The organism is Halomonas sp. KHS3, assembly GCF_000830495.1.
Lineage (GTDB): Bacteria > Pseudomonadota > Gammaproteobacteria > Pseudomonadales > Halomonadaceae > Vreelandella > Vreelandella titanicae.
This window is the reverse complement of sequence record NZ_JWHY01000007.1, coordinates 31,632-43,303: the sequence shown is the minus strand read 5'-3', so window position 1 is coordinate 43,303 and position 11,672 is coordinate 31,632. Positions and strand designations below refer to the sequence as shown.

The 11,672-nt window shown below is 56.5% G+C and carries 11 protein-coding genes; 6 read left to right on the top strand and 5 right to left on the bottom strand.

Translation table 11 applies throughout. From position 1 onward, the window contains the following. The 4 genes from RO22_RS16135 (at position 1) to lpxL (ending at position 4,382) form a co-directional block, all read left to right on the top strand. On the top strand, positions 1 to 1,080 hold the full coding sequence (locus tag RO22_RS16135; RefSeq protein WP_083868793.1) for a peptidoglycan DD-metalloendopeptidase family protein: 1,080 nt from the start codon (positions 1 to 3) through the stop codon (positions 1,078 to 1,080). 165 nt (positions 1,081 to 1,245) lie between these two features. Continuing rightward, positions 1,246 to 2,220: an RNA polymerase sigma factor RpoS gene (rpoS, locus tag RO22_RS16130; protein WP_022522360.1), complete on the top strand. Its 975-nt coding sequence runs from the start codon at positions 1,246 to 1,248 to the stop codon at positions 2,218 to 2,220. 134 nt (positions 2,221 to 2,354) lie between these two features. After that, positions 2,355 to 3,455: an alanine racemase gene (gene alr / locus RO22_RS16125; protein WP_022522361.1), complete on the top strand. Its 1,101-nt coding sequence runs from the start codon at positions 2,355 to 2,357 to the stop codon at positions 3,453 to 3,455. A 12-nt stretch (positions 3,456 to 3,467) separates the two neighbouring features. Then, complete coding sequence (lpxL, locus tag RO22_RS16120; RefSeq protein ID WP_009287327.1) at positions 3,468 to 4,382, top strand: LpxL/LpxP family Kdo(2)-lipid IV(A) lauroyl/palmitoleoyl acyltransferase; 915 nt, start codon at positions 3,468 to 3,470, stop codon at positions 4,380 to 4,382. A gap of 308 nt (positions 4,383 to 4,690) precedes the next feature. Here lpxL and speD read toward each other — a convergent pair whose 3' ends face one another. The 5 genes from speD to RO22_RS16095 all read right to left on the bottom strand — a co-directional run bounded on the left by speD (position 4,691) and on the right by RO22_RS16095 (position 8,083). Further along, on the bottom strand, positions 4,691 to 5,485 hold the full coding sequence (gene speD / locus RO22_RS16115) for an adenosylmethionine decarboxylase (RefSeq protein WP_022522363.1): 795 nt from the start codon (positions 5,483 to 5,485) through the stop codon (positions 4,691 to 4,693). Further along, positions 5,482 to 5,910, bottom strand: a complete 429-nt coding sequence (locus tag RO22_RS16110) for an OsmC family protein (RefSeq protein WP_022522364.1) — start codon at positions 5,908 to 5,910, stop codon at positions 5,482 to 5,484. Before RO22_RS16110 ends, speD begins: the two co-directional genes overlap by 4 nt. Positions 5,911 to 5,981: 71 nt before the next feature. Next, positions 5,982 to 6,404 (bottom strand): gamma-glutamylcyclotransferase, encoded by a 423-nt coding sequence (locus tag RO22_RS16105; RefSeq protein WP_052475664.1) that lies wholly within the window; start codon positions 6,402 to 6,404, stop codon positions 5,982 to 5,984. A 3-nt stretch (positions 6,405 to 6,407) separates the two neighbouring features. Then, positions 6,408 to 7,076: an N-acetylmuramate alpha-1-phosphate uridylyltransferase MurU gene (gene murU, locus RO22_RS16100; RefSeq protein ID WP_041158832.1), complete on the bottom strand. Its 669-nt coding sequence runs from the start codon at positions 7,074 to 7,076 to the stop codon at positions 6,408 to 6,410. Beyond that, entirely contained in the window at positions 7,073 to 8,083 is a 1,011-nt protein-coding gene (locus RO22_RS16095; RefSeq protein WP_041158831.1) for an aminoglycoside phosphotransferase family protein, read from the bottom strand. The genes murU and RO22_RS16095 overlap by 4 nt, the downstream gene beginning before the upstream one ends. 70 nt (positions 8,084 to 8,153) lie before the next feature. Between RO22_RS16095 and RO22_RS16090 the strand changes: the two genes are divergently transcribed. Next, positions 8,154 to 10,604: an LPS-assembly protein LptD gene (locus RO22_RS16090; protein ID WP_041158830.1), complete on the top strand. Its 2,451-nt coding sequence runs from the start codon at positions 8,154 to 8,156 to the stop codon at positions 10,602 to 10,604. A 39-nt stretch (positions 10,605 to 10,643) separates the two neighbouring features. Then, positions 10,644 to 11,669 (top strand): peptidylprolyl isomerase, encoded by a 1,026-nt coding sequence (locus RO22_RS16085; protein WP_027958025.1) that lies wholly within the window; start codon positions 10,644 to 10,646, stop codon positions 11,667 to 11,669. The last annotated feature ends 3 nt before the right edge of the window (positions 11,670 to 11,672 follow it).

The following is an 11,672-nucleotide window of genomic DNA, read 5'->3' as shown; positions in this document are numbered from 1 at the left end:
ATGCGTAAAGGTCATATACCTAAAGTACTCATGATGTCGGCGCTGGCATTAGCCATTGCTGGCTGTGCCAGCCAGCAAGGCGGAAGCCCCCAGGTGCGCGATTTAAGCCAAGCACGCCAGGCGGTGGAAAACTCGCCCCAGTACACGGTGAAAGCGGGTGATACTTTGTATGGCATTGCTTGGCAGCACAATTTGGATTATCGCCAGCTCGCGGCAATCAATAACATTGATCCGCCCTACCAAATTCGGCCAGGGCAAACGATTGCCCTGCGTGAAGGCGCTGGGTTGGCATCAACGGCCAGTAACCAGCCCACGACGAATACCTCAAGTGGCGCAGTGGCGACCGGGCTGAGCCCACAGACGGCCTCAGTGGCCAGCGACGACCAGGAGTTGGATTGGCTACTGCCCGATGAATCCGCGATTCAACGCAACCAGCGCCTTACCGCTGAACGCAATGCAGCAGAGCAAGAGGCTGATGAATCGTCCTCAACACCTCAGCCTGAAGTCGTCGCGGCGGCTGAGCCTGAGCCCGCCGAGCAACCTGAACCACAGCCATCATCAGAACCCGAACAAGCTGAGCCACAGCAAGCGCCGGCACCGCAGCCCGAATCTGAGGCCGAATCTGAGCCCGAACCACAGCCTGAAGCAGCGTCTGCCACACAAAGTGCCAGCGTAGACCGTTCATCGCGTACCTATACGCCCGCCGAAAACATCGACTGGCAGTGGCCTGCCGATGGTAATGTGGTCGGGGCATTTGGTCAGGGTGATAGCATCACCGCCGGGATTGATATCGCTGGTGAAAAGGGGCAACCTGTTAAAGCAGCAGGCCCCGGCATTGTGGTTTATGCGGGCAGTGGCGTCAGGGGGTACGGCAACCTCATCCTTCTCAAGCACAACGATCAGTTCCTGAGCGCGTATGCTCATAACGACAGCTTACGGGTCAGTGAAAATGACGTAGTAGAGGCTGGTGAGGTGATTGCCACAATGGGGGATAGCGATGCTGAAAACGTCAGATTACACTTTGAAGTTCGCCGTGATGGGCAGCCGCAAGATCCCATGGACTTCCTGCCTTCTCGCTAATGCACTCACCGGGATAGTGAGCAGTCAGCGCATAACTTGGACGTTGCCCGAATCGCAGCATTCGAGCGTCATATAACAATCGTCACATAACAATATGGTGTGCGTCTTAGAACGCACCCTTTGACTTTCTAAATGGCGGGTAGGCGACAAACGAGGGGTAAGGCCATGAGTATGTTGGAGAAAGATCTACAGGAGGTTGACCTGGACGCTGCTGAGGAGGCACTTGATGATACCGATGACGATGTCACGATAGAAGAAGATGCCTTTGAGAAAGCGCTAGGGCGTGAGGATCGTCAATCGACCCAAAGCTTGGATGCGACGCAAATCTACCTCAACGAAATCGGCTTTTCGCCACTGTTAACGCCAGAAGAGGAAGTTTACTACGGCCGCTTAGCGCGTAAAGGCGACCCCTTGGGTCGCTCACGAATGATTGAATCCAACCTGCGGCTGGTAGTGAAAATTGCCCGCCGCTACCTAAACCGCGGCTTGACGTTGCTGGATTTGATCGAAGAGGGCAATTTAGGTTTGATTCGCGCGGTAGAGAAGTTTGACCCCGAACGGGGCTTTCGTTTCTCGACCTACGCCACTTGGTGGATTCGTCAAACCATTGAGCGGGCGCTGATGAACCAGACGCGGACGATCCGCTTGCCCATTCACGTGGTCAAAGAGCTCAATATTTACCTGCGTGCGGCGCGTGAATTGACTCAAAAGTTTGACCATGAAGCCACCGCCGAAGAGATCGCTGATCACCTTGATAAACCGGTCGATGTGGTCAAAAAGATGCTCGGTCTTAATGAGCGCGTATCATCTGTCGATTACCCCATGGGTGGTGAAAGTGATAAACCGCTGATCGATACATTGGCTGACGATGAAGTGCAGGGGCCTGAGGCGCGGCTAGTGGATGGCGACGTTAAAGAGCATGTGGATCTTTGGTTGGATGAGCTGAGCGAAAAACAGCGCGAAGTCGTGGTGCGCCGTTTTGGTTTGCGCGGTCACGAATCGGCCACCTTGGAAGAGGTGGGCGCCGAAATCGGTTTAACCCGCGAGCGAGTTCGCCAGATTCAGGTCGAAGCACTCAAGAAACTACGCCGTGCATTGGAAAAACAGGGCCTTTCTTTAGAGGCGCTGTTTGAAACCTGAGTGAAGCTTAGGCGAACGTAAATCGCGTTATCTCTCTAAGCCGGGCGAGCGCCAGTGAGCGCTTACTCGGCTTTTTATTGCTGGCAGTTTTATTAATAAACTTTTATTGCTAAATCAGGTAAGTGAGAAAGCACATGCGCCCCCTTGTGGCCGATATTGATCTGGACGCGCTGCGTCACAACTATCAATTGGCGTGCCGCTGCGCGCCGCAAAGCCGCTCAGTGGCAGTTATCAAAGCCGATGGGTATGGGCATGGCGCGCTGGCCTGCGCTCAGGCGCTGGAAGGCCAGGCTCCCGCGTTTGCCGTTGCCTGTATCGAAGAGGCGCTTACCCTGCGCCAGGGCGGCATTACCCAACCCATCATCCTGTTGGAAGGTATCTTCAGCGCCGACGAGCTGGAGCTGGTGGATTCCCACGGCTTCTGGATTGCGGTACACAGCCAATGGCAGGTTGATGCTTTGTTAGCCGCTTCACCTAAAAAGCCAATTCCTGTCTGGTTGAAAGTTGACTCCGGCATGCACCGCCTGGGCTTTGCCATCGACGAGGCCGCCGCTATCTGGCGTCAGCTAAGTGCCGCGCCAAGCGTGGCCTCGCTCCACCTTATGAGTCATTTTGCCAGCGCCGATTCCCGCGATAACCGCTATTTCAACCAGCAAATGACCCGGCTGCAAGGTCTTGCTAGCGAGCTAGAAGCGCCGCTGTGCCTGGCCAACTCACCGGCTACCCTGGCGTGGCCGGTGGCCCATGGTGACTGGAACCGGCCAGGTGTGATGCTCTACGGCAGCGACCCCTTGGAAGTTGCCAACGAAATCACTCAGCAACTGCAGCCGGTGATGACCCTACGCTCGGAAATAATTGCCCTGAGGGAGCTGGAAGAGGGCGAGCCCGTTGGCTATAGCGGGCGCTGGCGCGCACCGCGGCGTTCACGCATTGCCGTGGTCGCCTGCGGCTACGGTGATGGCTATGACCGTCATGCCCGCGATGGCACGCCGGTACTGGTCAACGGCCAGCGCTGTGCGATTGCCGGAAAAGTCTCCATGGATATGTTGACCGTTGATGTGACGGACGTACCCGACGCCGCGATTGGCAGCGACGTTGTATTGTGGGGCAGGGCCAGCAACGGCGAGGTGCTGTCGGTGGATGAAGTGGCCCGCTACTGCGATACCATCAGCTATACGCTGCTAACAGGGGTACTGCCTCGGGCGCCGCGGCGTTATCATGGGCGTTCTGCTTAAACGGTTGTTTGCATGTCGAAATCACGTTACCCGCGCTCATTCGCCCACCCGCGTTACTGGCCCACCTGGCTGGCTATTGGTGCCATGTATATCGCTGCCTGGTTGCCTTGGCGATTAAAAATGGCCATTGGCAAAGGGCTTGGACTGCTCGCCTGGCGCTTTGCCAAACGGCGGCGCCATATTACCGAAACCAATATAGCGCTCTGTTTTCCCGAAAAGAGTCCCCAGCAACAGTATCAGCTCGTTAAAGATACCTTTATTGCCAATGGCATTGGTCTGATTGAAACCGCAACCGGCTGGTGTCGCGATGGCGAAAGCCTACGCCACCGGGTCGCTTACATCGGCGAAGAGCATATGGCCCGCGCCGAGGCCCGGGGTAAAGGCGTGATCATTGTGGGGGTTCACTTCTCTTCCCTCGATTTAGGGGGTGCCCTGCACGCGCTGTTTTTCTCTGCCGATGCGGTCTATCGACCGCATAATAACCCGCTGTTTGAGCGTTTTATGACCCGCGCCCGCGGGCGCAATTTTGGTGTTGCCCTCGACCGTTATGACTTGCGTGGCGCGGTGCGTCAGCTCAAGGATGGACGTATGGTGTGGTACTCACCGGATCAGGATTTTGGCCGCGATGTGAGCGTATTTGCGCCGCTATTTGGTCAGCAGGCCGCGACTATTCGCTTAACGGCCAAGCTTGCGCGTATGACCGGCGCGTCAGTGGTGCCGATGATGTTTCACCGCAACCCGGATAACGCCACCTATACCATTGAAAGCCTGCCTGCCCTGGAAGGTTTTCCCAGCGGCGATGAAGTTGCCGATGCCACACGAATCAACCAGTTTATTGAACTGGCCATTCGCAAGCATCCCGAGCAGTACCTCTGGCTACACCGACGTTTTAAGACTCGCCCTGAAGGCGAGCCAAGCGTTTATTAAACGGCGATAGCCCTTCCTGTCATCGCGAGCGAAGCGCGGCGATCTCGGCTTGAGTGCCCACCGTAGGTAGAGATTGCTTCGTCGCAGGCTCCTCGCAATGACATATAAGCCAGGCTCCTAATGCCCTTCCTGTCATCGCGAGCGAAGCGCGGCGATCTCGACTTGAGTGCCACCGCGGGTAGAGATTGCTTCGTCGCAGGCTCCTCGCAATGACAGGATAAGCCAGTATATTTAGTTGATATGAAAAAAAAGCCAGCGTTCGCTGGCTTTTTGGTGTTTCGGTGCTGCGTTGAGACCCGTTTGGGGGCTTAATCCAGATTGCGGGAGTAGAAAATTTCCAGCATCTCTTTACGCAAACGGCCCTCGATATCCCGGGCTTCTTCAAAGGTAATATCGCGACGCGACGTGCCGAACAGGTAGTTATCCAGTTCGAAGTCTTTGAGCAGCATCTTGGTGTGGAACATGTTCTCCTGATACACGTTGACGTCCATCATCTGATACGCATTCTTGGTGTCTTCAGCGAGGTAGTCTTGAATGGAAGTAATACCGTGATCGATAAACAGTTTTTTGCCATCCACATCGCGAGTAAAGCCACGCACCCGGTAATCCATGGTGACGATATCGGAGTCGAAGCTGTGGATCAGGTAGTTCAGCGCTTTTAATGGGCTGATATGACCACAGGTGGAGACATCGATATCCAGGCGGAAGGTGCTAATACCGTTGTCGGGGTGCGACTCGGGGTAGCTGTGCACCGTCACGTGGCTTTTATCCAGGTGGCCAACCACCGTCTCCGGTAGCGGGCCGGGACCTGGCTCAATTTGCTCAGGCGCCGCCTCATCAAGCTCATGTTCGGCAATCAAAATCGTCACGCTCGCGCCGTGGGGCTCGTAGTCCTGGCGGGCGATATTGAGCACATGGGCGCCGATGATATTGGTGACGTCTTTAAGGATCTGCGTCAAACGTTCGGCATTATACAGCTCATCGATATAGTCGATGTAAGCCGCCGTCTGCTCTTCGGTTTTGGCATAACAGATATCGTAAATGTTGAAGCTCAGCGAGCTAGTCAGGTTGTTAAACCCGTGGAGTCGGAGATTGTCTGTCACGTCCGAGCCTCCTCCATAATCTCAAAGGAATGGGTGATCTCAACGCCGCCGTTAACGAGCATGATCGAGGCACTGCAGTATTTTTCAGCGGAGAGCTCAACTGCGCGGGCCACCTGCTTCTCTTTCAGCGCGCGACCGGTCACCACGAAATGGACGTGGATCTTGGTAAAAACGGCGGGCACTTCATCGGCGCGTTCGGCGTCTAGCTCAGCAACGCAGTCGGTCACATTGGCACGCGCTTTATCAAGAATATTCAAGATATCAAAAGCGGTGCAGCTGCCCATGCCCATTAGCAGCATTTCCATTGGGCGAGGCCCTGTGTTGCGACCACCGTGGTCGGGCGGGCCGTCGATCACAACGCTGTGCCCGCTACCGGATTCCGCCACGAATTGGCGGCCTTCTGTCCATTTTACCCGTGCTTTCACGTTGCTCTCCTCATCTAGGCGACGAAAGGTAAGTCGCGCAGCATAACATTTCTTGGCCTGCGCGCCTCTTCTCAGCGCCGCTGTTGAACATTGCTAATGTTCGGCATGCGCCAGCCACTCTCATGAATGGCTGTTTTACCTGTCACACTCGGATTGTAAAGATACACCCAGGAGAGACCAAAACAGGTGGTTATCTGCTGGCGGTCATACTCACCCTCTGACGGTGCATCGATGCGGTAATCCTCTAACCAGTCTAGCTGGGCCAGATGGTCAATACTGATCTGATAGACTTCAATCGTCACCCCTTTTGACCGCTGCCATTTGGCACCGGGGTAGGGGCCAATATCGTAAAGCGTGAGCGCTTTAGTAACGTCGCTCCCGAGCAGAGAGGCTCCGTTTAGCCAGTGGGCATTGTTGAAACCTTGCTTGAGCGTGCCGTAGACCGCTACCCGTGGAGTGTTGGCGATTGCCTCACGTAAGTGGTGCGGATGCATAGGCTAACCCCTTTCGCTCTGTAGCTGGCGTTCCAGCGCCGCCAGTCGTTCAGGGGTTCCAACGTCGACCCAATGCCCCTTATAGTGCTCGCCGCTTACCTGGTTGTTATCGATAGCAGTTCTCAGCAGTGGCGCCAAGGCAAAAGCGCCCTGGGGCTGCCCGGCGAGCAGCCCAGGGTGAATCACGCTGATGCCTGAGTAGGTCAAACGCTCAGTGCTGGTTTGATTCACGCGCCCTCCTGCTAGTCCAAAATCCCCACTGGCGTGGTGAGAAGGGTTTTCCACCAGCATCAGGTGAGCCAGATCATTGCCTTGCAGCGCGTGCTGGGTGGGGAGCGCTGCGCACCAAACATCGCCGTTAATCAACAGAAACGGCGCCTCGCCAAGCATCGGCAGCGCTTGCTGAATACCGCCTCCGGTTTCCAACGGTTCGGTTTCGCGACTCCAGTGAATGTGCAGTCCATAGGCGTCACCATCGCCGAGCGCTGCGATAATCTGCTCTGCACGGTAGCTGACATTGATGACGACCTCATGAATACCTGCTTGGCGAAGACGCGCCAGGTGGTGCACGATTAGCGGCTTGCCCGCCACGGGCAGCAGCGGCTTGGGGCAGTGGTCGGTGAGCGGGCGCATTCGCTTGCCTAGGCCTGCGGCTAAAATCATCGCTTTCATGACGGTATTTCCGCTAGTCGTTTCATAATGGCAGGTCGTAAGGTGAGTTGGAGCCACTCAGCGAACTCAGCCTGCTCGGTCAGAAACGAAAAGCTATCTTCCAGATGATCCAGAAAGTGGGGTAAGCGCTCGAGATAACCACTTTTTTGATCGCGCAGGGTTAAGCGGCAGAAAATCCCCAGCACTTTTAGTGAGCGCTGGGCAGCCATCGCGTGGCACTGAAGCAGAAAAGTGGCAAAATCGACACTGCTGGGCAGTCGACCATCATGGCGGGCCTGGTGATAAAAAGCCTCGACAAAGCCAGCGAACTGCTCATTGCTAAAGCGGCAGTATCGCCCCCGTAACAGCGAGATCACATCGTAGCTGAGCGGGCCAGCCACGGCGTCCTGAAAGTCGATCATAAACAGACGCTGATCGTGCAGCATCAGGTTCATGGCATCAAAATCACGGTGCACAGTCACTACCGGCTGCGCTAAGGCATGCTGGATAAGCTGCTCACGAACAATGTGCCAGCTCTCTGGCGATGGCAGCGTTAACCAAGCGCTGAGACACCACTCGGGAAACAGGTCGAGTTCGCGGCCCAACAACGCCGTATCATACGCGGGCAGCGAGTCAGGGCCTGCGCGATTTTGCAGCTCGGCGATCAGCGTGAGAGCCTGCTTATGGTAAGCCTGTATGCTAGCGTCGTCGCTAAACAAACACTGTAGGGGGGTGTTACCCAAGTCTTCAAGCAGCAGAAAGCCGTCCGCCAGGTTGGTGGCGTGCACCTTGGGTACCGGCAGTCCGGCGCTTCGCCAGCGCTTGGCAATGGTTACAAACGGCTGGGAGTCCTCTTGCTCAGGCGGGGCATCCATGACCACCTGGGTGGTGCCGTCGGGTAGTGTTAGGCGAAAATAGCGCCGAAAACTCGCATCGCCCACGGCGGATGAAAGCGAAATATCGGTCTCAGAGAGACCGTTTTGTTGGGCGGCCCACATGGTGAGGGCGTTAATCCGATATGAGGACATGCAAGCTCCTTGCTGGTCGGGCATCATGCGGGCTGTATAATACCGATTCTGGATGCCAAGGATAACGAACATGGGCAAGCGATTTTCGCGCACGTTGCCGGTTGCGCATACGCTGATGGGCAGTTTGCTTGCTGGCGCCTCGTTTACAGCGGTGGCTCAGGGTCAAACCATGTCCGCTGAAGCGTTGGATTGGCAACCCTGGGGGGAAGAGGAAGCGGCTAACCAACTGTGCCGGGGCCGCTATGTAATGCCCAGCTACCGCTTGCCAGCGGAAGATAACCCGGAAACCGTCTCGTTGGAGGCCCGGGAAGTCGATTACGCTGCCGATGGCGAAGCATTGCTACGCGGCGATGTGGTACTGCGCCGCGGCAATGAAGAAGTGGAAGCGGAGCGTATTTTTTTACCCGCCGACCGTCAGCAGGTCGACGCAGAAGGTAATATCGCCATCCGCGATGGGCGCGCTTTGGTGCGTGGCGAACAGGCGATGCTCCGGCTAAACGAAGATCGGGCTACCCTGGGTGACAGCCACTATGTGCTCTACGAGCAGCATCTGCGCGGTCAGGCTAGTCAGCTAGAGCAGACCGGGGAGGGCGAGTACCGCCTGCAAGACGCAAGCTTCACCACCTGTGACCCAGGCGCCAATAGCTGGCAACTGGTCAGCAGCGATATTCGCTTGAACCAAGCCGAAGGCTTTGGCACAGCGCGTCATGCGCGCCTGGAAGTGAAAGATGTGCCGGTATTTTACTGGCCATGGCTGCGCTTTCCCATCGACGATCGCCGCCATACAGGCTTGCTGTCTCCGTCGATTGGCTTCTCATCGGACGGCTTTGATTACGCCCAGCCGTTTTACTGGAATATTGCCGCTAACCATGATGCAACCATCACTCCGCGCTGGATGAGCGACCGCGGGCTGTTGATGAACGGTGAGTACCGCTACCTGTTTGAGGAGAGCTCGGGCATCGTTGAAGGCGGCTATTTAAACAGTGATGACGGTGGCTCTGGCGGCGGAGAAAATCGCTTTGAGGGTGATGATCGCTGGTATGTGGATGCCCGCCATGCGGGGCGGGTAAATGAGCGCAGTAATTATCGGCTGCGCTACGGGGCCGCCAGTGACGGGCGCTATTTCGATGACTTCGGCGGTGAGTTTGGCGAGAGCGAGCGCGCCAGTATGGAGCGTTTGGCCCAGGTCGATTACCGCGGCCAGCGCTGGCAGTTGGATGCCCGCGCCCAGGGTTTCCAGCGCTTGGAAGACCCGCTTAGCGATAGCGATAAACCTTTTTATCAACTGCCGAGCCTGAGCGCGAATGCCAACTGGCAGTTCGACAACGGGCTATATACCCAGTGGCGATCAAACGCGACCTATTTTTGGCGCGACGTGGATGAGCGCCGCGTTCCGGAGCGCGAAGCGGCCACCGGTAGCCGTTTGCACTTAATGCCTGCGGTTGGCTGGCGTTTCGAGCGCCCTTGGGGCTACCTGGAGCCGCGTACCGAGCTATGGAACACTGCTTACGAGCTGGATTACGGCGAGCGCGATACACAGCGTAGCGACTCACCCAGCCGCAGTGTTGTGCTGACCTCCATCGACAGTGGGCTCGTCTTTGAACGTGAGCTTGCACTGGGTGGGCGGGACTACCGCCAAACCCTAGAGCCGCGTTTGAACTACGCCTATGTGCCGCGCACCGATCAGAGCGAACTGCCCGACTTTGACAGCCGCGAACGCGCTTTCTCCTGGGATCAGCTTTGGTCAGCGCAGCGCTTTTCCGGTACTGACCGCGTTGGCGATCTCAACCGGCTCTCTTACGGCGTGCAGTCACGCTTATTGGAAGATGCCTCCGGTCGTGACCGGCTCTCGTTTGGGGTAGGTCAGAGCGTTTACTTTGATGACCGCCGTATCGATAGCGAGGGCGATGCCGATACGCTGCCGGATCGGCCGGAAGACAACCCAAGCGTCAATCCGGAAAGCCGCTATCAGGCCACCCGAGATCGTTCGCCGCTGGTTACCCGCCTTGACTGGCAGATTAATGATCGCTGGAGCAGCGGAGCAGAATGGCTCTACGATGACCACCGGGAACGCACCGAACGATCAAGTGTTGATGTTAGTTACCGGCATCCCGAAGGGCACGTAGTGAACCTTGGCTACCGTTGGGAGATCGAAGGGTTCGATCCAGGCGTATTGCCGGGCGATAACGGCTTTCGCGACTATAACCGCGAAGAGTGGGATCTCTCATTTGCCTGGAAAGCCAGCACCAACATTGATTTGATTGGCCGCTACCTGCACGATCAAACCAATGAACGCTCACTGGAGCAATTGGCAGGCGTGCAGTGGAACAACTGCTGTTACGGTCTGCAGTTGGTGTGGCGCGAATGGGTAGATGACAATGACACCGCACCCATTAATGATGACTTTAATGATCGCGGGCTATTTTTACGCTTCGTATTCCGTGGCTTAGGCGGCGTTGGCCAGGATGCGGATAGCTATTTTGAACAGACCATTCCTGGCTATCGTCCGACTGCCCTGTAAATGACTTCCATCGAATGGCTAATGAAAGAGACGTTTGTTATGAAAATGAGAAAGCCCCTGCTAGGCCGTATGAAACAGCTATCGGCTGGTAGCCTGCTCGCTTTGTGTGTAGGCGCAGGCCTTGCATTGGCCCCGCTAGCCCTTCAGGCGCAGAACTTCCAGTCCACCCAGCGCCAAGTGCTGGACAGCGTCGTGGCCGTGGTCAATAACGATGTGATTATGCGCAGCGAGTTAGATGATCGCATGACGCAAATCGAGCAGCAGGCGCAGGCCCAGGGTGGTAATCTCCCTCCGCGCTCCCAATTGGAGCGTCAGGTGCTTGAGCGCATGGTAATGGAAGAGATTCAACTGCAGATGGCGAAAGATGCCAACTTGAGCGTCGATGATACCGAGCTCAATGGGCAAGTGCGCTCGATTGCCGAATCCAATGGCATGACGCTTGACCAGTTTGCCGATGCCGTGGAAGCTGATGGTATGACGCTGGCCAGCGTGCGCGAAGATATTCGCCGCGAAATGCTGATGCGTCAGGTGCAGCAGCGCCAAATTAGCAACCGCGTATCGGTCAGCGATCGCGACGTTGAGCGCTTTCTAAACCAGCAGCCCGGCCAGTCCGGCGAGCAGAACTTTATTGAAGAGACCCGTGCCCGCCACGTGCTGATTGCACTGACCCCTAATCGCGATGAAAACCAGGCCCGCGCGCGAGCAGAAGAGGTACGTCAGCGCCTTTCACAAGGCGAGGATTTTGCTTCGGTGGCGCGTGAGATGAGCGACGACAGTGGCACTGCCCTCAACGGCGGCGAGCTGGGCTGGGTTCGCCCAGGGCAAACCGTACCCGCCTTTGAAGAGGCGATGCGCGACCTGGATGTTAACCAGATATCTCAGCCGGTTCGCTCTCAGTTTGGCTACCACGTGATTGAGGTGGAAGAGCGCCGTCGTCAAAACGTTACCCAAGAGAGCCAGCGTGAGCAGGTGCGCCAGGCGATCTTCCAGCGTCGCGCGAACGAAGAGTTAGAGACATGGCAACAAGAGATTCGCTCCCAGGCCTTTGTTGATATTCGACTCTAATGG